Consider the following 18,736-nt stretch of genomic DNA (forward strand, 5'->3'; position numbering starts at 1 on the left):
AGGACGCCAAGCCATGACCTCTTTCCGTTCGCTCAGCCTGATGGCTGGTCTCCTCGTTGTCGGAGCTGCCGCCCCGGCACTTGCGGGCAACCGTGAGGATTGCCTTCAGGACGCGGACCAGGCTCTCGCCGCACGAGCCTGTCCGCTGTATCAGGCCGAACTTGCCGGAACAGCGCCTGCCACCGCCGAGGCCGCGCCCGCTGCATCCGCCGAAACTCCGGCGGGCGACGCAATGTTGGCAAGTGCCTGGCTTCTCAACCCTGCAGCGTCGCAGATCAGTCTTTCCACCACCAAGAATGAAACCGTGACCGAGTCCCACGTGTTCACGACGCTCGACGGCAACGTGCAGCCCGACGGGTCGGCCATCGTGACGATCGACCTGAACTCGCTCGACACCAGCGTCGATATCCGCAACGTGCGGATGCGGTTCCTGTTCTTCGAGACGTTCAAGTTCCCCGTTGCCACCCTGACCACGCAGCTTGACCCGGCCGTCTTCGGCGCCATGGCCGTCGGCGACACCATCGACACGGCGCTGCCGATCACGCTTGACCTGCACGGCGTCACGCGAGAGCTGTCGGTCAATGCCGTCGCGGTGCGCATGTCGGATACAGTGGTGCGCGTCGTCTCTGCCGAACCTGTCGAAGTTATGGCCGCCGACCATGACCTGACGGACGGCGTGGCACGCCTTGCAGAGGCCGCAGACGATATCGCCATCAAGCCCTCCGCCATGGTGTCGTTTGACCTCAGCTTCGAGGGCGGCGAGGCGACGCCAGAGCTTCTTGCCGCGCGCGCAGCAACCGAGACATCCGCGCTCGAAGAAAGCACGCGTGCCCTCAGCACCGAGGAATGCGACAACCGGATGGCGGTGATCTCGAGCACGCGGGCGATCTACTTCGCCTCCGGCAGCGCGCGGATCGACGAACAGGAAAGCGCGCCGGTACTCGACGAGGTGGCGCAATTCTTCAACCGCTGCGCCGGCACGACGATGCAGATCGAAGGCCACACCGATTCCGACGGGGGCGAAGGCTACAACCGCAGCCTCTCTGAGCAGCGCGCTGCAGCAGTCTTGCAGGCGCTCCTGTCGCGCGACGTCGACGCAGCACGACTGCGCGCTGCGGGCTTCGGGGAAAGCCAACCCGTGGCCGACAACACCACGCAGGACGGACGCGCGAAGAACCGGCGTATCGAGTTCAGACGCGGCGGTGCATGAGGCCATATGCCCGCCATGTGCGGGCCTGTGCCACCGAATCTCGCAACTCCGCGCCGCCTGATGGAGGCGCGGACGATCATGGGCGCGAGTTCGCTCTTTGCCGGGGGTCAGGACGCTATCTAGCGCCCGCCCCCTGCCCTTGCCTCAACCCGAACGATCTGTTCCACGAACTGTGCTTCGTCAGGGGTTTCCATGAAGGGGACATCCGCCGCATCACGGCCCACGCCGATCACCGCGATTTCGTCGGCCGAACACATGCCCGTGGGGTCGACAATATGCCAGGCACCATCCAGCCATACTTCTACGACGGCATGGAAATCAGGCGGCGTCACCGAAGCGCCGTATGCCGAGACGTAGCGCGCGGGGATTTGCGAGGCTCGGGCCAGTCCACACATCATGTGCGCGTAGTCCCGGCACACCCCCTTGCGCGTCGCGAACGTATCGAGAAGGGACGTGGCGCCATCCGAGTGTCCTGGGACATACTCCAACTCGGCGGCGATCCAGTCCAGGATCGCCAGAATTTTCGATCCCCCAGAAAGATGGCCGAAGCGGCGGTCGGCAAAGATCTCAAGCTGGTCGGACTGGCAATAGCGCGACGGCCGGAGGTATGAAAACGCCTCTCCCGGCAAATCATCCAGCGGCACTGCGTCGAGACAATCCAGCCGAGCCGGAGCGCGAGACACCCGCGCGTGCGCCTGGTAGCGCAAGATCAGGTGTTCGCCTCGAATGCGGACCCACTTGCGCCTTCCGACACCACCTTCGCCCTCAAGATCATGAAGCACCGCGTCCTCGATCTCGATGCGGTCCTCGAACACGCTCTGGCCATCATACTGCGCCGCTTCAAAGGCGAGCAACGCCAGCCTCTTGGCGCCAAGCCTGTAGGTCATTGATACGTCGATATTCAGGTTCATTGTCGCCCCGGCTACACCCTGGTTCGAGCGCTAGTGGAAATACCGAGGGACGTCAAAGGAACGTCTGTAGGGAATGAGGCCAGCTTCGGATTGTGAACGTGACATGGCCCGCGACAGGCAGATCAGGGAGCCAATCCTTGTCGCAGCCCCGTGACCAGCACCAACGCTCCCCGGATTTGTCCAGACAGCGCCTTCTAAAGACGCAGGCGAGGCTGCTGTTACCCCTTAGGCTGCGCGTCACCGCACATGGGCAAGCACGTCATAGTCATAAAGCGACTTTCGGAACTCGTGGTGGGCCGAGATCTCGGCGTCCCGGACACTCAAGTCAGTGTAGTGGGAATCATAGCGCATCCCGTTCTTGCGCGCGTTGATCTGCACGTCGGCAACGCGGGCAAGGCGCAGGTCCTGATACCGCGACAAAGACGCTGTAAGGTCGGACGTTCCTTCGGCCAGGATCGTGGCCAGTGCCATGCCGTCCTCGATCGACTGGTTCGCCCCCTGCCCCAGATGCGGCAGCATCGGATGCGCGGCGTCTCCCAGAAGGGCAAGGCGGCCCGAGAACCAGCGCGTCAGCGGCTCCCGGTCATAGAGGCCCCAGCGGAAGGTGTGATCGACCTTGGACAAGAGGCCCGTCAGGCGGTCGTCCCACCCGGCGAACTCGGCGCGAAGCTGGTCGGGATCGCCCGGCGCCGACCAGGATTCGCGCATCTCGGCATCGGCGGGAACGAAGCCGACAAAGTTGATGATCTCGCCCGCGCGCAGCGGGAACACGAGGAAATGCTTCTTCTCGCCCAGCCACATTTCCCAGCGGTCGGTCGGCCATTCGCTGTGCCTGGCATGGGGGATGGTGCCGCGATAGGCCACCGATCCCGAGAACACCGGCGTAGAGGGCGGCACGACATGGCGCTGAAGGGTCGAGTGGATGCCGTCCGCCGCGATCACAAGCTCGGCCTCGGCAACCGCGCCATTCTCGAACCGCACCCGCGCGCTGCCCTCGTCCTGCTCGAACCCGCTGCAGGCATGGCCTGTCCGCACAAGACCTTCGGGCAGGTTGCGCGCAAGCATGTCCACCAGATCAGCGCGGTGCATGCCGTAGGTCGCGTTCCAGCCCGAGGAATCCGTGGTCTGCACCCCGGCGATGGGTGTGCCGTCATGCCGGTAATAGCGCGACTGCGTCCCGACGAGGCCGCCCTTGCGGTGCACCTCGTCGCCAAGGCCGATCCGTTGCATCTGGCGCACGCTGTTGGGGGTCATGAACACGCCCGCGCCGATCTCGCCAAGCGCGGGGGCCTGTTCGTAGACCGACACCTGAAACCCCTTGGACAACAGCGCGTTGGCGGCGAACAGCCCGCCGATGCCGCCGCCGACGATGGCGATCCGGAAATCCTTGTTCATGAACTGTTATCCTCTGATGTTGGCTGCGCGGCCGATGCGGGCACCGGCTCTTCGGTGGCGAGAAAGGCGTCGGCATGGAATGCGGCAGGATCAAGATTGCCGTCCGAGCAGAATTCGGCTTCGGCGGCGTCGATCATCGCCGGGGCGCCGCAGGCATAGACCTCGTGCGCGGACAGATCGGGATGGTCGGCAAGGGCAGCCCGGTGCACAAGCCCCGTGCGCCCGGTCCAGCCTTCGTCCGGCTCTGACAGGACAGGGGTGAAGGTGAACCAGTCGTGCCGCTTTGCAAGCTCGGTCAGCCGGTCCAGATCATAAAGCCCGTCCCTGTTCCGCGCGCCCCAGTACAGGTGCAGCGGCCGCCGCGTGTGCTCATCGACCTGCGCCTCGATCACCGACCGGATCGGCGCATATCCCGTCCCGCCCGCAAGCAGGATGGCGGGCCTTTGCAGGGACCTGTCGACGCCGAAAGTCCCGAACGGCATCTCGACCGTCAACACATCGCCCGTGCCAAGCGCCCCAAGCGCCTGCTGCGAGAACCGCCCGCCGTCGATCACCCGGATATGCAACTCGCACCCGTCGTTCTTTCGCGGTGCGTTCGCCATCGAATAGTTGCGGGTCATTCCCTGCCCTAAGGTCACGCGCAGATACTGACCCGCCGAGAATGGAACCCGCGTGCCGATGGGAAACCGCAGCGACAGACGCACGACATCGGCCGCAACCAGTTCCTTACGCCGTATCCTGGCCGGAACGGTCCTGCGCCGGATCGGATCGACCTTTTCCACCGAGGATGGCGAGATGGTGATGTCCGACTGCGGGCGCGCCTGGCACAGCAGCACACCTGTCGCCGGGCCGCTGACATCGCCCTTGCCGCGCACGCCGACATCGCCCGACGTCAAACCGCCCTTGCAGGTGTTGCACACGCCCTTGCGGCAAGAATACGGAAGTGCGAACCCCTGCCGCTCGGCGGCGTCGAGGACCGTTTCACCGGGTTCCACGTCGAACTCGAAATCGGTCTCGGCGATCTGCACGTTATACGCCATCAAGCCCCCCTACGATGCGCGCGGCCCGCAGGACCGCCTCTGGAGAAGCGGCGTTCTTTCCCGCGATGTCGAAGGCTGCTCCGTGGCCCACTGACGAGAACAGCACGTCCGCGCCGAGCGACAGCGCCGAAATGTTGCGCCCGGCCAGCAGCTTGACCGGGATATGCCCCTGATCGTGATACATGGCGACGAAGGCATCGAAACCGTCCTGCCCAAGCAGCAGGTCCGCGCCCTCGGGGCCGGTGACGTCCAGCCCCTCGGCTTGCAGCGCCTCGACCGCGGGCTTCACGATCCGCTCGTCCTGATCGCCGAACAGCCCGCCCTCACCCGCATGGGGATTGAAGCCCATGACCCCGATGCGCGGCCTGTCGATACCCAACCGGCGTAGCCCCTGATGGACTGTGCGGATCGTGCCGGACACAAGTTCTGGCGTGATCCGGTTCAGCGCGGTCAGGATCGGCTCGTGCAGCGTCACATGCGCCACGCGCAGCCCGCCGCCGACCAGCATCAGGATGACGCTGTCCGGGTCCTGCCCGCGCAATTCTGCCAGTAGGTTGGGATAGCCGGAAAATGGCCGCCCCGAGGCGTTGATGGCTGTCTCTGAATGCGGGCACCCCACGATACCCCGCACATTGCCTCGGTCCAGTAGATCAAGCGCCGCCACAAGATACCGTACCGTCGCCTTGCCGGACGCCGCAGTCGGCTGGCCGGGCTGAAACTCTGCCTCGGGCAGCGCGGCCACGTCGGCAATCTCGATGGCGCCAAGTTCCAGCCCGCACAGATCGGCCGTGCTGCGGGCGACGTGCCAGTCGCCCACGACAACCGGACGCAGGGCGCCTTCCACTGCAAACGCGACGGCCGCCTTCAGCGCGATCTCGGGGCCGATCCCGTTCGGGTCGCCCATTGTCACAAGGATTTCAGGGAGCGGCATGGCGGTCAGAGCGGCAAGCCCAGAAGCGTGTCGATATGGCTGCTGTCACAGACCGCGATCCGCTTGGACAGCTTGAGGTCGCCGTCCACCCGGCGCAGCGCGTCGTGGTAGCATCCGCTGGCGAAGACGTCCGTCTCCCCGTCGCGGGTGATGCGCACGACAAAGAACGACGTCTCGACCTCGATATCCCCGCCATCGCTTTCTCCAAGCACATAGGGCTGGCCCAGCACGTGCCGATAGCTGTGGCGCTCGTAGATGTTCGCGTCGCGCAGCGCTGTCACCCGGTCACGGATCATGCCGATGCCGTCCAGCCAGATCAGCCCTGCCTCAAGTCCGGCGCGCCGGTTTTCAGCGGTGGTGACGCTGTAGAACCCGTCCTCGGTGAAGAAATCGGGCCATTCCTCGATGCGGTCGGCGTCGATGCAGCGGGCATAGCGGGTCTGAAGCTGGCTGATGTCGACCAGAAGGTCAGAGGTGACGGCCATGTCCTTCATGTTTCCATCCTCTCGCGATATGCGCTCCAGAATCCGCGGATCGAGCCTTCCGTGATCCGGTTGCCGCTGTTGCCGAAATCGGTGCCGCCCATTTCAAGGATCGCCTCCTTGTCCTCGGCCCCCGCGATGCCGCGCTGGACGAAGCCGCCGATGCAGCCATCCTCCATCGAGACGTAGCCCGCAGGCCCGACAAGGTTCGACTGCTTGAGCCGCACGCGGCGCTGCTGGTCGGTGTCGTCCGCAAAGCCGACATAGGTCCATTTCAGTTCGGTCTTGTCCGGCCCCTTGGGCAGGATCTGCCGCACCGCGATACAGTTCTGGATCTGCTGAAGGACGAAATTAGGAAACGCCGACAGGATCTGCAGCGTGATGTCGTCGTCGAATTCCTTGAAGTTCTCAAGCAGCGACTCGTCCGCAAGCTGGTAGTCGCTTTGCGAGCGCAGTTGCTGCTCCTGATAGGCCTTGGACTGCTCCGCCTCGCGGTCGACGGCGGAATAGCTGACGTGGCTGCCGCCGTCCGGGCTGACGAGGATGCCGCCCTTCATCGACAGCTTGTTCAACTCGAACGTGGTAAAGAACAGGTGCAGGATCGAGGCGTGGTAGCTGTCCTTGGTGTTCTCGACGTAGAGCTTCCAGTTGTTCGGCAGGATCTGCGTGAACCGCCCCAGAACGACGCAATCGCGCCCGTCGAGCACGCGCTTGACCCGGCCAGTGATCTCGTCGCCCAGATATTCCTCGATGTCGTCGATATCCTCGTCGAAGCTGCCGAAGACGAGCCCGTACAACTCGGCGACACGCAGCTTGCGGGGGCCGTGGTCGCTCTTGCAGAACCCCTCGGCCATACCACCGGTGCCGTACATGCCCTCTTCGAAGGCGACGCCGACCAGGTCGCCCTGAAGCGTGTGGCGCCAGGCGTGGTAGACGCAGGTGAAGTCGCGCGTGGTGCCCCGGTCGTCCAGCGCCAGAAGCGACCCGCGATGCGCGCAGCGGTTCTCGAACGAATAGATCTGGCCGTCGAAGTCTCGCACCACGATGACCGGCGTGGTTCCGACAAAGGTGGCGACATAGTCGCCGGGGTTGGGGATTTCAGCCTCTAGGCACAGGTAGTTCCAGCTTTTGCCGCGAAACAGTTTTTGCTGTTCGGCCCGAAACACATCCTCGTCCGAGAACACCCAGTAAGGCACGCGGTTCACGCCACCTTCCCATCCGTCGAGCGGGTTCTGCCCGGTCGCGACATCTTTCATCTTGGCCTCCCGTTGTTCGTATATCGAACATTGATCGCTATACGGACATGCTAGAAGGCAGCTGCGGGCAAAGTCAACCCGTCCCCGGCCCCTGTGCGGCGGGCAACGAGGTCGCCGAGGCGCGCGCGGCGGATCAGAGCATGCGCGACAGCGCGTCGGCGCGGGCCAGGAGAACCGGCAGGAATTCGCGCTCCGCCTGCTCCAGCCCTACGCGCGCGATGGCGGCCGAGATGCTGAGCGCGGCGACCGTGCGTCCGTTCCTGTTGCGCACCGGAACGGCCATGGCGAGCATCCCCAGTTCAAGCTCTTCGCAGATCACCGAATAGCCGCGCGCCCGCACGTCGCGCACCAGGTCGCGCAGGCGGTCCGGATCGGTTTCTGTCTTGGGAGACAACGGCACGAAGTCGGTCGTGGAAAGGTACCGGTCCACGTCTTCGTCCGCGAGGTCGGCCAACAGCATCCGGCCGGTGGCCGAGGCGTAGGCAGGAAGTTTCGCCCCGATCCGGACGTAGGAACTGACCGGGCGCGTGACCTCTGCGCGCGCCACGAAGACCGAGTTGCCCTCTTCCAGCACCGCAAGAGAAACGGATTCGTTCAACTGGTCTCGGGCGTCATCGAGATGAGACTGGGCCAGTTGCGGCAGCGTGCTCGATTCGAAGAACGCGTCGCCCAGCCGCAGCATCCGGGGTGTCGGCAGATAGGCCGACCCAAGTTGGCGGACATATCCAAGCTCGGCCAGCGTCAGAAGGCAGCGCCGGGCGCTGGCCCGCGAGATGGCCGCCGCCTGCGCCGCCTTGGCCACTGTCATCTCGCGGCGCGTCTCGGAAAACGCCTCGATGATGGCAAGCCCCTTGGCCAGCCCTCCCATGCCCTCGGGCGCGCGCGGCTTTCCGGCGCCGGTGTCGTCACTCATCACTTCACTCTCCCATGTTCCAGCGCACGGGCCAGACGGCCCGGCGCTCTGGTCTCGCATAGCACGAATTGTTCGCTATGCGAACAAAAATCGTTATTCGGATAAAATTCGTGACATCCGGTCGCAGGCCGTGCCACCTTGCCCTGCGACGGGCAGGCTTGGGGCGCTTTTTCCCATGCCGTGCCGCTGCAACAGGGAGGAAACCGATGACACCTGCACACCCCTTCACCCGCCGAGGATTCCTGGGCACCGCCGCTGCGACGGCAGGCGTGCTCGCCGCCCCGGCGACGCTTCGCGCGCAGACCGTAAACCTGCGCCTGCACCACTTCAATTCGCCGCTGTCGATCTCGCACACGCAGTTTCTCGTGCCCTGGGCCGAACGGTTGGCAGAAGCGACGGACGGAGAGCTGCAGATCCAGATCTTCCCGTCCATGCAGCTGGGCGGCAGCCCGGGCGAGCTGTATTCGCAGGCAAAGGATGGCATCGTCGACATGGTCTGGACGATCCCCGGCTACACCGCGAATCGCTTTACGCTGACCGAGGTGTTCGAGCTTCCCTTCGTGGCGAAAAGCGCGACCGCCACCGCGCCCGCGGTGCATGAATTCGCCAAGCGCAATCTTGGCGAGGAATACGGCGACACGCATCCGATCCTGTTCCACACCCACGCGCCCGGCCAGCTTCACGGCAAGGGCGACCCGATCCGGACGGTGGACGACATGGCGGGCCTGCAAATTCGCGGCCCATCGCGCCCGATCACCGAAGCGATCAAGACGATGGGCGCGGTTCCGGTGGGCATGCCGGTTCCGGCGGTGACAGAGGCCATCGCACGCGGGGTCGTGGACGGTGCCGCCCTGCCCTGGACGATCACCCGCCCGATCCGCCTGCACGAAGTCACCGACTATCACACCGTTCTCGACTTCTACGCTGCGGTGTTCGGCATGGTGATGAACAAGTCGCGCTGGGAAAGCCTGCCCGCCGACATGCAGCAGGCGATCAACGACGCCTCGAGCGCCGAATTCGTCCGCGAACTGGGCGTTCTGTGGGACGGCGACGAGGAACAGGGGCGCCAGTTAGCCATCGACGCGGGCAACGAGATCGTCGAGGTTTCGGACGCCGAGCGCGACAGGTTCCGCGAGGCTTGCCAGCCGGTGATCGACAACTGGATCGCCAACGTGAACGATCGGGGTCTCGACGGTCAGGCGCTTTACGATGAAGCCCTGGCGTTGATCGAACAGAACGCAGCATAGACGGCGGCACATGCAATTCAGCTCTGACGACGCGGGGGCCGGCATCTTGCCGGCCCCGCTTGCCCGACTTCACTCCGCCATCCGGCGGCTTGCGCTTGTCTGTGCCGCAGCGGGCGGCGTCGTGCTTCTGGGCATGGCCTTGATGACCACGGCAAGCGTGATTTCCCGCGCGGTCGCCAATCAGCCGATCTACGGCATATTCGAGCTGGTCGAACTGTTTACCGGCATCGCGGTCCTGTCGTTCTTTCCCTACACCCACATCACGCGAGGCAACGTGGTCGCCGAATTCTTCACGCAGTCCGCGCCCGAGCGCATCCGCCACGCGCTCGAGTTTCTGGCGGACCTGACCTTTCTGGCAATCGCCTGCTTCGCCTGCTGGCGCGTCGCCGTCGGCTTTCACGAATCCCTCGACAGCCTCGACCGTTCGTTCGTTCTCAACATGCCGGAATGGGTGTTCTACGGCCCCGCGACCGTCTGGATGGTGCTGCTGGTGATCGTCTCGGTCGCGGCCGCCGTCCTGTCGGGCTGGAGGCTGGCGCGATGAGCGATCTTGTCTTCGGTCTGTTCATGTTCGGCGCGATGTTCGGGCTGATCGTTCTGCGCTTTCCCATCGCCATTGCGATGGCCGTTGTCGGCGGCATCGGCTACGTCGAATACAACTCGTTCTTCGCGCTGTCGCAGTTCGTCAAATCCTCGGTCGTCGGCAAGACGTCCAACTACACGCTCAGCGTCATCCCCCTGTTCATCCTGATGGGCCATTTCGCCACCAAGGCGGGGCTAAGCGCGTCCCTGTTCCAGTTCGCACGCTACTGGGTCGGCCACATCCGCGGCGGCATCGCCATGGCCACCATCGTCGCCTGCGGTGCGTTCGGTGCGATCTGCGGCTCGTCGCTGGCGACGGGCGCCACGATGTCCCGCATCGCCCTTCCCGAGATGCGGGCGTCGAAGTATTCGCCCCAACTGGCAGGGGGCGCGTTGGCGGCAGGCGGCACGCTGGGCATCCTGATCCCGCCGTCGATCATCCTGGTGATCTACGCGGTGATCGCGGAACAAAGCATCGGCAAGCTGTTCATGGCGGCCTTCGTGCCCGGCGTCATGGCGGTCGCGTTCTACATCGGCGTCATCGCGATCTTCTCGCGGATGTTCCCCGATCAGGCCCCCGCAGGCATGCGCGCAAGCTGGCGCGAGCGCCTGCAAAGCCTGTGGTCGATCTGGATCGTCGCGGGGCTGTTCATCCTTGTGGTCGGCGGGATCTACGGAGGGTTCTTCACCCCCACCGAAGGCGCGTCGGTCGGGGTCGTGGCGACGCTGCTCATCATGATCGCCAAGGGCAAGGCAAGCTTCGACAACCTGCTCGACTCGTTGCTGGAGACGGGCAAGACCACCGGCCTCATCATGCTGATCCTCGTCGCGGCAGAGGTCTACAACAGCTTTCTGGCGATGAACGGGCTGCCGCAAACGCTGGCCAGCACGCTAGGCGAGTACCAGTTGTCGCCGATCCTGCTGCTGTTCGGGATGCTGGCGATCTACCTTGCGCTTGGCTGCGTGATGGACAGCATCTCGATGATCCTTCTGACGGTGCCCGTGTTCCTGCCGCTGGTCCTGTCGCTGGACCTTGGCATGAGCCCCGAGGCCGCCGCGATCTGGTTCGGCATCCTTGCCCTGATGGTCGTCGAGATGGGGCTCATCACGCCGCCCATCGGGCTGAACGTGTTCATCATCGCCGCGTCCGATCCGCAGACACGGGTGCAGGATGCCTTTGTCGGCGTGATCCCGTTCCTGCTGAGCGACATCGTGCGCGTGGCGCTCATCATCTTCATCCCCAGCCTCGTGCTCTGGCTGCCCGGTCTGAGTTGACCGCGCTGCCCCGGGCCTTCGCAACGGCTCGGGCGCGCGCTTTGACCGATCTTCTGCGGATTGGCTGCTTTGGGAACTTTCCTGTCAGCAAGATTGACCGCGCGGCGCGCAGGGAAGGCACCGGCACAGGTTTCAATCCGACATCTCGGCGCTCTTGATCCCGAACTTGCGGATACGTGAATACAGCGTCGTGGCTGGCACGCCGAGAAGGGCGGCGGCCCCGTCCGCGCCGGACACCCGCCCGCCGGTCTCGCGCAGGGCCGCAAGCAGATTGTTGCGCTGAAGATCATGCATCTCGCTGTCGGTCATGACCTTGGCGACGGCAGGCCCGCGGCGCAGGTCGGCGCCGACATCGACGATCAGCTTGCTCCCCGTCGAGACGATCAGCGCCCGCTCGATCACGTTGCGCAGCTCGCGCACGTTCCCGGGCCAGTCATAGCTGGTGAGCCGGTTCATGGTGCCCTCGGTGATGATTGGCATGTCCCGGTTCAACCGCTTCGAGCCAAGGCGCAACAGGTGGGCTGCGATCAGTGGAACGTCCTGACGCCGCTCGCGCAGCGGCGGGCATTCGACGGGAAAGACGTTGAGAAAGAAGAACAGGTCCTGCCGGAACCGCCCCGCCCGCACGGCGCGGTGAATGTCGCCCCGAGCGGATGCGATAACCCGCACGTCCACATGGCGCGCCCGAATATCGCCCAGACGGATGACCTCGCGCTTTTGCAGCACATCGAACAGGCGGCCTTGGGTCTCGACGGGCAACTCGTCGACATCGTCAAGGAACAGGGTGCCGAAATGTGCCAGCTCCACCATCCCCGGCCTGTCCCGCGTCGCGCCCGCAAGGCCGCCGCGCACCTGCCCGAACAACTCTGCCTCGGTCAGCTCGCGCGGCAGCGAGCCGCATTTGACGTGGATCAGCGGGCGCCTGCTGCGGTCGCTTTCCTTGTGGATGGCCGAGGCCACCAGCGCCTTTCCCGTCCCCGGCTCTCCGGTGATCAGGACGTTGGCGGTGGTGGGAGCGACAAGCGCGATCTTGGTCTGGATCTGGCGCATCGCCGGGGCGTCGCCGACGATGTCATGATGCGCGCGCTCCGAGATGATCGTCTGCTGAAGATAGGCGTTTTCCTGTTCCAGCCGGTCCCGCAGGTCCGCAATTTCGGTGATCGCTTCGCGCAGCTTGCGCTCGTTCTCCTTGCGCTCGGTGATGTCGCGAAAGATCACCACGGCCCCCGCAAGAACCTGCTGGTCGTAGATCGGGGTCGAGACGTATTCGACCCGGATCGGCCGCCCGTCCTTGCGCCAGAACACTTCGTCCTCGATGCGGTTGATCTTTTCAAAGCGGAAGGACTGATAGATCGGGCAATCGTGCGAATGATAGATCTCGCCCGAGACATGGTGATGATGGATCATCGAATGGATGTCGCGGCCCAGCAGGTCCTCGGTGGTCCAACCAAGCATTTCCTGCGCCGCGCGATTGACGAAAGTGGTCCGCCCCTCGGCATTTACACCGTATATCCCCTCGCCCGCGGCGTTCAGGATCAACTGGTTCTGGCGTTCGAGTTCGGCAAAGAACCCCTGCGCCTGTATCCACTGGCCAAGACCCGCGCGGTGCAACTCGGCGGTTTCGGCATCTCGAAAGTGCCGGTCGAGTTCGGCCAGGTCGATCAGCAGGATCATGAACCTGTGCGGCGCATCCGGCAGGCTGCGCGCGCGCAACTCGCATTGCACATCCCGCCCCGACAGCGTGCGCAAGGTGATGTCGCGCGTCCACGCCTCGCCCCGGTGATCCGCCTCGGCAATGAAGCTCATCATCCGGGCGAGGTCGATCTCGGAGCGCATCAGCGACAGGAACGGGGTCGCGCCCGGATCGTCCAGATCAAGCAGGCGCAAGGCATGCAGATTGGCGGCTGTCAGCCGGTCACTGTCGGTGTCGAGGATCGCCGCAGCCTGCGGCAACGCGTCGAGCAGGGAATCATGAAGCGGTGGCGCGGTCTGCATGCGCGGCAGGATCGGACCAGCCTTGGCTCAGGGCAATACGAAATTTCGCCATTTACGATTTTTCGTTACAACTGGAGTCAGGCAATAGAACTTAATCCCTTGTTTTTGATTACCTTTATTTCTTTCTGCATTCGCTCGCTGACCTCTCACCGATCCTTCGATTCTGGCGCACCCTGAGGGGGTCCAGCCATCGGAGGTATGCCGAATGACCATCAAGAGCCTTGGAAATCCATTCTCGGAAAAGTCCGATCTGCGCCACGGCGCCGAATGCGGCTGTTCCGACTGCAACGCCGGCGCAACCCACGCCGCCCACCATGACGACCGCCGCATGTCGTCCGAGGAAATGCTCGACCGCGCCGTCGAAAGCGCCATCGTCCGCTCTGTCTTCGGCCACAACGACCTGAACCGGCGGTCCTTCATGGGCATGCTGGGTGGCGGCACGATGGCGGCGGCGCTTGCGTCCGTCTTTCCGCTCGACAAGGCCAAGGCGGCGATCCTGGACGAGCTTGGCCCGCCGGAGAAAACCGACCTCAACATCGGCTTCGTCCCGATCACCTGCGCCACGCCGATCATCATGGCGCAGCCCTTGGGCTTTTACGAGCGCTATGGCCTGAACGCGCAAGTCATCAAGACCGCCGGTTGGGCGGTGGCGCGCGACAAGTCGCTGAACGGCGAATATGATGCGTCCCACATGCTGACCCCGATGCCGCTGGCGATGACGCTTGGCGCGGGGTCGATCGCCGAACCCTACATCATGCCCGCCGTCGAGAACATCAACGGGCAGGCCATCGTCCTGTCGAACGAACACCTCGACAAGCGCGACCCGACCCAGTGGAAGGGCTTTACCTTCGGCGTGCCGTTCGAATACTCGATGCACAACTTCCTTCTGCGCTACTACGTCGCCGAATTCGGTCTCGACCCGGATGTCGACATCCAGATCCGCGTCGTGCCGCCGCCCGAGATGGTCGCCAACCTGCGCGCCGGAAACCTCGACGGCTACCTGTCGCCCGACCCGTTCAACCAGCGCGCTGTCTACGAAGGCATCGGGTTCATCCACATCCTGACCAAGGAAATCTGGGAAGGACATCCGTGCTGCGCCTTCGCCGCGCCCCTGTCCTTTGCGACCGAACTGCCGAACACCTACGGCGCGCTGCTGAAGTCGATCATCGACGCGACGCAATACGCATCGAACCCAGAGAACCGAAAGGAAATCTCGGCGGCCATCGCACCCACCAACTACCTCAACCAGCCCGTCACCGTGATCGAACAGGTGCTGACAGGCACCTACGCCGACGGTCTGGGCGAGGTGAAACAAGTGCCCGACCGGATCGACTTCGACCCCTTCCCCTGGCATTCCATGGGCGTCTGGATCCTGACGCAGATGAAGCGCTGGGGCTATATCGAGGGCGACATCGATTACCGCGCCGTGGCGGAACAGGTCTATCTGGCCGCCGACGCGAAGAAGGTGATGAACGATCTGGGCTATGACGCGCCCGACGTCACCTACAAGTCGCACACGATCATGGGCAAGACCTTCGATCCGGCCGAGCCCGCCGCCTATGTCGACAGCTTCGCGATCAAGAAGACCTGATCCATGGACAAGCTGTCGGTCAACCAACGTGCAACCGTTCTGTCGCTGGTGATCCTGGTGGTCGGCCTCCTTGCGTGGGAGGCCGCCATTCCGGGCCAGAAGATCGCAACCGAACTTACAGAGTACGAACGCCTGACCGGCGGCGGGGCGCCCAAGGCGGGCGTTCCTCCGCCCAGCCAGGTTCTGGTCAAGGCGTGGGAGCAGCTGTCGAACCCGTTCTATGATGCGGGCCCCAACGACAAGGGCATCGGCATCCAGATCGCCTATTCCATCTACCGCGTGCTGACGGGTTATCTTCTGGCCGCGCTGATCGCCATCCCGGCGGGTTTCCTGATCGGGATGAGCCAGGTCGCCTACAAGGCGCTCAACCCGTTCATCCAGGTGCTGCGTCCGATCTCACCGCTCGCGTGGATGCCGCTGGCGCTGTTCATCATCCAGGACAGCAACGCCTCGGCGATTTTCGTCATCTTCATCTGTTCGATCTGGCCGATGCTCATCAACACCGCCTTCGGGGTTGCAGGGGTCCGGCAGGACTGGGTCAACGTGGCCCGCACGCACGAGCTTGGGCCGCTCAGGACAGCATTCACCGTGATCCTGCCCGCCGCCGCACCCACGATCCTGACGGGGATGCGTATCTCGATCGGCATCGCGTGGCTGGTGATCGTCGCCGCCGAGATGCTCGTGGGCGGAACCGGCATCGGATATTACGTCTGGAACGAGTGGAACAACCTCGACCTCACCTCGGTCATCTTCTCGATCCTGATGATCGGCGTGGTGGGTATGATCCTCGACAGCGTCTTCGCCGCGCTTCAGCGCGCCGTCACCTACGCGGAATGAAGGAGCGTTCCATGACACAACCCTTCCTCAAGATCGAAAACCTGACCCAGCGCTATCCCGATGGCCAGGGCGGCGAGATGACCGTATTCGAGAACGCCAGCTTCGGGGTGGAGAAAGGCGAATTCGTCTGCATCCTCGGCCATTCCGGCTGCGGCAAGTCGACGATCATGAACATCCTCGCCGGGCTGTCCGAACCGACCTCGGGCGTCGTCAAGATGGACGGCTTCGAGGTGTCGGGCCCATCGCTCGACCGGGGCGTGGTGTTCCAGAACTATTCGCTGATGCCCTGGCTGTCAGCGCTCAGGAACGTCACTTTCGCGGTGGCAGCCCGCCACCCTGACTGGCCGAAGGCCAAGGTCGTCGAACACTCGAAGCAATACCTGTCGATGGTCGGCCTCGACGGCGACGCGATCCGGCGCAAGCCCAGCCAGTTGTCGGGCGGGATGCGGCAGCGGGTGTCCATCGCGCGGGCCTTTGCGAACCACCCCAAGCTGTTGTTGCTGGACGAGCCGTTCGGGGCGCTTGATGCGCTGACGCGGGGCACGATCCAGGACGAGCTTCTGAAGATCTGGGGCGGCACGGAACAGACCGTGTTCATGATTACCCACGACATCGACGAGGCGATCCTGCTGGCCGACCGTATCCTTCTGATGACCAACGGCCCCTACGCGCGCGTCGCCGAGTCCGTGGAAATCACCATTCCGCGTCCGCGCAACCGCACGTCGATCATCGAGCATCCGAACTACTACAAGATCCGCAACCACCTCGTGCACTTCCTCGGCATCCGCTCGAAGGAACTGGCCGGAAAACAGGCCGACGGGCCGCAAGCCCCGCAGACCGTTCGCATCGAGGAACCGGCCCAGCCGAACCCGGAACCCCGCGCCCCCCTGCGCGCCGTCAACGAGTGAAAAGGAGAGGACCCATGAAAGACAGCCTAGCCCCCCAGATGATGACGAAAGAGGACGTCACGATGATGATCCTCTCGGCCAAGAAGACATCCGGCATGACCTGGGAACAGATCGCCGACAAGATCGGCATGTCTCCGGTGTGGACGCATTCCGCCTGCATGGGCATGAACGCGATGCCGGTGGACAAGGCCGAGGCGCTAGTCGGCGCGATGGGCCTGCCGCAAGAGGCGGCGTCGGTGCTGGCGGAAAGCCCCACCAAGGTCTGGGAACAGGCCGTGCCCACCGATCCCTGCATCTATCGCCTCTACGAGATCGTCGGCGTCTACGGCCCCACGATCAAGGCGCTGATCCAGGAAAAATTCGGCGACGGGATCATGTCGGCGATCGACTTCGACATGCAGATCACCCGCGTCGAGAACCTCAAGGGTGACCGCGTGAAGATCGAGATGTCAGGCAAATACCTTGGCTACAACAGCTGGTAAGCACCGGCGGGCGCGCGGGGAAACCGCGCGTCCGCAGCCGACAGGACCATTGACATGACCCGGCCTCCGGTGCCCCCGTTCAGCCATGACGACGCAGTGCGCAAGGTCCGCATGGCCGAGGACGCCTGGAACACGCGAGACCCCGCCACGGTCGCGCTGGCCTATACACCGGACACGCGCTGGCGCAACCGGTCCGAGTTCCTGACGGGCGGCGCCGAGGTCGAGGCGTTCCTGACCCGCAAGTGGGACAAGGAACGCAACTACCGCCTGATAAAGGAAATCTGGGCGCACTCCGCAGACCTGATCGCCGTGCGCTTCGCCTACGAATGGCAAAGCGCAGCCGGTGACTGGTTCAGATCCTACGGCAACGAGAACTGGAAGTTCGACGGCGCTGGCTACATGGCCGAACGCCATGCCTCGATCAACGATCTTCCCATCTCCGCAGCCGAGCGTCTGTTCCACTGGCCGCCCGGTCCACGCCCTGCGGATCATCCGGGGCTGAGCGCGCTGGGGCTGTAGCAGGCAACCTTGTCCAACCTTGATACTCGTCCTGAAGACGATGGGTCAGGCCATGACCCTGCGCCTGCGCCTGCGCCTCGGAATCTAGAAAATATGGCATTGAGGCCGGTCTGACCCGGCGTCACTTCGTCGCTTCTTTCCGCTCGCCTCTTGAATGGCGGCAAATCATCCTGATATCGCGAGCTTGAGCCACAATGATCCGTCGCAAAAGGATCATGAGAGGCCGGATCGCTTCGGTTTCTTGCAGTTTCACCCATGTCATACAGCTCGCCATCGTTACCGGCGCTCAATCTCGACCGCTGGTGCCGCGCATCAGCAGCTAGCTGCTCTACTTCCAAGAAAGACGCCGATGGCTTTCCGAATTCTTGTTCTCGACGACGAACCCCAGATTTGCACGCTTCTGCAGACCTTGCTCGAGATGCACGCCTATACCGTCGACACGGCCCATACGATCGCAGAGGCCACCGCCGCGACCGAAGCCGTGCACTATGATCTGTTCATACTCGATCAGGCGCTTCCCGATGGCAGCGGTCTGGATTTCGCGCAACGGATGCACGAAGTGTCGGGCGCCGGGCTAATCATCCTGACCGGGCGGCGCGACCAGGTGGACCGCGTCGTGGCGCTGGAAATCGCGGCGGATGACTACATCACCAAGCCCTTCGACAACCGCGAACTGGTGGCGCGCGTGCGGTCCGTCCTGCGGCGCACGGTTACGGGGGGACGCACGGCGCAGCCCCGCCTGGTGCATTTCGATGACATGACGCTGGACACCGATGCGCGCCGCCTTCTCGACGCGGACGGCCAGGAGGTGATCCTGACCGCGCAGGAATTCGACGTCTTGCAGGTGCTTGTCACGCACCGCAACCGCGTGCTGGAACGCGAGGCCATCCTCAAGCTGGCGGGCCTGCGCAAGCATGCTGCTCAGGGGCGCGCCGTAGACGGGCTTGTCAGCCGGTTGCGGGGCAAGCTGGCGCTTCAGCCCGGCGGAACGGTGCAGATCCGCACGATCCACGGACGCGGCTACATGCTGAGCGTCTGAGCAACTGGCGGGCGCGGAAGGCCACAACCCCCGGTTTCATATCTTTTGATCCGGCGTGAACATCTTTCGACAAATCGACCGCAATGCCGTCACACCGCCTGTCTCTTGTCGGGTCACACACAC

General features: G+C 64.0%; 18 protein-coding genes. 10 read left to right on the forward strand and 8 right to left on the reverse strand.

Features of this window, described 5'->3' with window-relative positions; all coding sequences use genetic code 11:
• Nucleotides 1–13: 13 nt before the first annotated feature.
• Nucleotides 14–1,210: an OmpA family protein gene (locus tag KTJ87_RS15670; protein ID WP_267140089.1), complete on the forward strand. Its 1,197-nt coding sequence runs from the start codon at nucleotides 14–16 to the stop codon at nucleotides 1,208–1,210.
• 119 nt (nucleotides 1,211–1,329) lie between these two features.
• On the opposite strand, the gene KTJ87_RS15675 is transcribed toward KTJ87_RS15670, so the two are convergent.
• From KTJ87_RS15675 to KTJ87_RS15705, 7 genes are all read right to left on the reverse strand, one after another.
• Nucleotides 1,330–2,121, reverse strand: a complete 792-nt coding sequence (locus tag KTJ87_RS15675) for a transglutaminase-like domain-containing protein (RefSeq protein ID WP_267140090.1) — start codon at nucleotides 2,119–2,121, stop codon at nucleotides 1,330–1,332.
• A 237-nt stretch (nucleotides 2,122–2,358) separates the two neighbouring features.
• Entirely contained in the window at nucleotides 2,359–3,516 is a 1,158-nt protein-coding gene (locus KTJ87_RS15680) for an FAD-dependent monooxygenase (protein ID WP_267140091.1), read from the reverse strand.
• A complete protein-coding gene (locus KTJ87_RS15685; RefSeq protein ID WP_267140092.1) occupies nucleotides 3,513–4,556 on the reverse strand; it encodes a 2Fe-2S iron-sulfur cluster-binding protein in 1,044 nt (347 codons plus the stop codon). The genes KTJ87_RS15680 and KTJ87_RS15685 overlap by 4 nt, the downstream gene beginning before the upstream one ends.
• On the reverse strand, nucleotides 4,546–5,487 hold the full coding sequence (locus KTJ87_RS15690; RefSeq protein WP_267140093.1) for a PdxA family dehydrogenase: 942 nt from the start codon (nucleotides 5,485–5,487) through the stop codon (nucleotides 4,546–4,548). Before KTJ87_RS15690 ends, KTJ87_RS15685 begins: the two co-directional genes overlap by 11 nt.
• Before the next feature lie 5 nt (nucleotides 5,488–5,492).
• Nucleotides 5,493–5,981: an aromatic-ring-hydroxylating dioxygenase subunit beta gene (locus KTJ87_RS15695; protein ID WP_267140094.1), complete on the reverse strand. Its 489-nt coding sequence runs from the start codon at nucleotides 5,979–5,981 to the stop codon at nucleotides 5,493–5,495.
• Nucleotides 5,978–7,225, reverse strand: a complete 1,248-nt coding sequence (locus KTJ87_RS15700) for an aromatic ring-hydroxylating dioxygenase subunit alpha (protein WP_267140095.1) — start codon at nucleotides 7,223–7,225, stop codon at nucleotides 5,978–5,980. The genes KTJ87_RS15695 and KTJ87_RS15700 overlap by 4 nt, the downstream gene beginning before the upstream one ends.
• Nucleotides 7,226–7,358: 133 nt before the next feature.
• Nucleotides 7,359–8,138: an IclR family transcriptional regulator domain-containing protein gene (locus tag KTJ87_RS15705; protein ID WP_267140096.1), complete on the reverse strand. Its 780-nt coding sequence runs from the start codon at nucleotides 8,136–8,138 to the stop codon at nucleotides 7,359–7,361.
• A 206-nt stretch (nucleotides 8,139–8,344) separates the two neighbouring features.
• Here KTJ87_RS15705 and KTJ87_RS15710 point away from each other — a divergent pair, with 206 nt between their 5' ends.
• Genes KTJ87_RS15710 through KTJ87_RS15720 form a run of 3 tightly spaced genes read left to right on the forward strand, consistent with a single transcriptional unit; the run spans nucleotide 8,345 to nucleotide 11,242 of the window.
• On the forward strand, nucleotides 8,345–9,385 hold the full coding sequence (locus KTJ87_RS15710; protein WP_267140097.1) for a TRAP transporter substrate-binding protein: 1,041 nt from the start codon (nucleotides 8,345–8,347) through the stop codon (nucleotides 9,383–9,385).
• A 10-nt stretch (nucleotides 9,386–9,395) separates the two neighbouring features.
• Nucleotides 9,396–9,929, forward strand: a complete 534-nt coding sequence (locus tag KTJ87_RS15715; RefSeq protein ID WP_267140098.1) for a TRAP transporter small permease — start codon at nucleotides 9,396–9,398, stop codon at nucleotides 9,927–9,929.
• A complete protein-coding gene (locus tag KTJ87_RS15720; protein ID WP_267140099.1) occupies nucleotides 9,926–11,242 on the forward strand; it encodes a TRAP transporter large permease in 1,317 nt (438 codons plus the stop codon). Before KTJ87_RS15715 ends, KTJ87_RS15720 begins: the two co-directional genes overlap by 4 nt.
• A gap of 132 nt (nucleotides 11,243–11,374) precedes the next feature.
• Here the strand turns inward: KTJ87_RS15720 and KTJ87_RS15725 are convergent, their stop codons facing one another.
• Nucleotides 11,375–13,237 (reverse strand): sigma 54-interacting transcriptional regulator, encoded by a 1,863-nt coding sequence (locus tag KTJ87_RS15725; protein WP_267140100.1) that lies wholly within the window; start codon nucleotides 13,235–13,237, stop codon nucleotides 11,375–11,377.
• Between the two features lie 205 nt (nucleotides 13,238–13,442).
• Between KTJ87_RS15725 and KTJ87_RS15730 the strand changes: the two genes are divergently transcribed.
• The 6 genes from KTJ87_RS15730 to KTJ87_RS15755 all read left to right on the forward strand — a co-directional run bounded on the left by KTJ87_RS15730 (nucleotide 13,443) and on the right by KTJ87_RS15755 (nucleotide 18,613).
• Nucleotides 13,443–14,828 carry a CmpA/NrtA family ABC transporter substrate-binding protein gene (locus tag KTJ87_RS15730; protein WP_267140101.1) on the forward strand — a complete coding sequence of 462 codons (1,386 nt, stop codon included), beginning with the start codon at nucleotides 13,443–13,445 and terminating at the stop codon, nucleotides 14,826–14,828.
• A 3-nt stretch (nucleotides 14,829–14,831) separates the two neighbouring features.
• Nucleotides 14,832–15,665, forward strand: a complete 834-nt coding sequence (gene ntrB / locus KTJ87_RS15735) for a nitrate ABC transporter permease (RefSeq protein ID WP_267140102.1) — start codon at nucleotides 14,832–14,834, stop codon at nucleotides 15,663–15,665.
• A gap of 11 nt (nucleotides 15,666–15,676) precedes the next feature.
• Nucleotides 15,677–16,573 (forward strand): ABC transporter ATP-binding protein, encoded by an 897-nt coding sequence (locus tag KTJ87_RS15740; protein WP_267140103.1) that lies wholly within the window; start codon nucleotides 15,677–15,679, stop codon nucleotides 16,571–16,573.
• 14 nt (nucleotides 16,574–16,587) lie between these two features.
• Complete coding sequence (cynS, locus tag KTJ87_RS15745; RefSeq protein ID WP_267140104.1) at nucleotides 16,588–17,055, forward strand: cyanase; 468 nt, start codon at nucleotides 16,588–16,590, stop codon at nucleotides 17,053–17,055.
• A gap of 54 nt (nucleotides 17,056–17,109) precedes the next feature.
• A complete protein-coding gene (locus KTJ87_RS15750; RefSeq protein WP_267140105.1) occupies nucleotides 17,110–17,574 on the forward strand; it encodes a nuclear transport factor 2 family protein in 465 nt (154 codons plus the stop codon).
• 349 nt (nucleotides 17,575–17,923) lie between these two features.
• On the forward strand, nucleotides 17,924–18,613 hold the full coding sequence (locus KTJ87_RS15755; protein WP_267140106.1) for a response regulator transcription factor: 690 nt from the start codon (nucleotides 17,924–17,926) through the stop codon (nucleotides 18,611–18,613).
• Nucleotides 18,614–18,736 lie beyond the last annotated feature (123 nt).

The organism is Anianabacter salinae (assembly GCF_019061145.1).
In the GTDB taxonomy this organism is placed as follows: domain Bacteria; phylum Pseudomonadota; class Alphaproteobacteria; order Rhodobacterales; family Rhodobacteraceae; genus Anianibacter; species Anianibacter salinarum.

Excerpts from the sequence above, each read along its gene's own strand:
- KTJ87_RS15725 (WP_267140100.1), bottom strand. The coding sequence starts at position 13,237 with ATGCAGACCGCGCCACCGCTTCATGATTCCCTGCTCGACGCGTTGCCG.
- KTJ87_RS15750 (WP_267140105.1), top strand. The coding sequence starts at position 17,110 with ATGACCCGGCCTCCGGTGCCCCCGTTCAGCCATGACGACGCAGTGCGC.
- cynS (WP_267140104.1), top strand. The coding sequence starts at position 16,588 with ATGAAAGACAGCCTAGCCCCCCAGATGATGACGAAAGAGGACGTCACG.
- KTJ87_RS15675 (WP_267140090.1), bottom strand. The coding sequence starts at position 2,121 with ATGAACCTGAATATCGACGTATCAATGACCTACAGGCTTGGCGCCAAG.
- KTJ87_RS15710 (WP_267140097.1), top strand. The coding sequence starts at position 8,345 with ATGACACCTGCACACCCCTTCACCCGCCGAGGATTCCTGGGCACCGCC.
- KTJ87_RS15755 (WP_267140106.1), top strand. The coding sequence starts at position 17,924 with ATGGCTTTCCGAATTCTTGTTCTCGACGACGAACCCCAGATTTGCACG.
- KTJ87_RS15670 (WP_267140089.1), top strand. The coding sequence starts at position 14 with ATGACCTCTTTCCGTTCGCTCAGCCTGATGGCTGGTCTCCTCGTTGTC.
- KTJ87_RS15680 (WP_267140091.1), bottom strand. The coding sequence starts at position 3,516 with ATGAACAAGGATTTCCGGATCGCCATCGTCGGCGGCGGCATCGGCGGG.
- KTJ87_RS15705 (WP_267140096.1), bottom strand. The coding sequence starts at position 8,138 with ATGAGTGACGACACCGGCGCCGGAAAGCCGCGCGCGCCCGAGGGCATG.
- ntrB (WP_267140102.1), top strand. The coding sequence starts at position 14,832 with ATGGACAAGCTGTCGGTCAACCAACGTGCAACCGTTCTGTCGCTGGTG.
- KTJ87_RS15715 (WP_267140098.1), top strand. The coding sequence starts at position 9,396 with ATGCAATTCAGCTCTGACGACGCGGGGGCCGGCATCTTGCCGGCCCCG.
- KTJ87_RS15740 (WP_267140103.1), top strand. The coding sequence starts at position 15,677 with ATGACACAACCCTTCCTCAAGATCGAAAACCTGACCCAGCGCTATCCC.
- KTJ87_RS15720 (WP_267140099.1), top strand. The coding sequence starts at position 9,926 with ATGAGCGATCTTGTCTTCGGTCTGTTCATGTTCGGCGCGATGTTCGGG.
- KTJ87_RS15690 (WP_267140093.1), bottom strand. The coding sequence starts at position 5,487 with ATGCCGCTCCCTGAAATCCTTGTGACAATGGGCGACCCGAACGGGATC.
- KTJ87_RS15700 (WP_267140095.1), bottom strand. The coding sequence starts at position 7,225 with ATGAAAGATGTCGCGACCGGGCAGAACCCGCTCGACGGATGGGAAGGT.
- KTJ87_RS15695 (WP_267140094.1), bottom strand. The coding sequence starts at position 5,981 with ATGAAGGACATGGCCGTCACCTCTGACCTTCTGGTCGACATCAGCCAG.
- KTJ87_RS15730 (WP_267140101.1), top strand. The coding sequence starts at position 13,443 with ATGACCATCAAGAGCCTTGGAAATCCATTCTCGGAAAAGTCCGATCTG.
- KTJ87_RS15685 (WP_267140092.1), bottom strand. The coding sequence starts at position 4,556 with ATGGCGTATAACGTGCAGATCGCCGAGACCGATTTCGAGTTCGACGTG.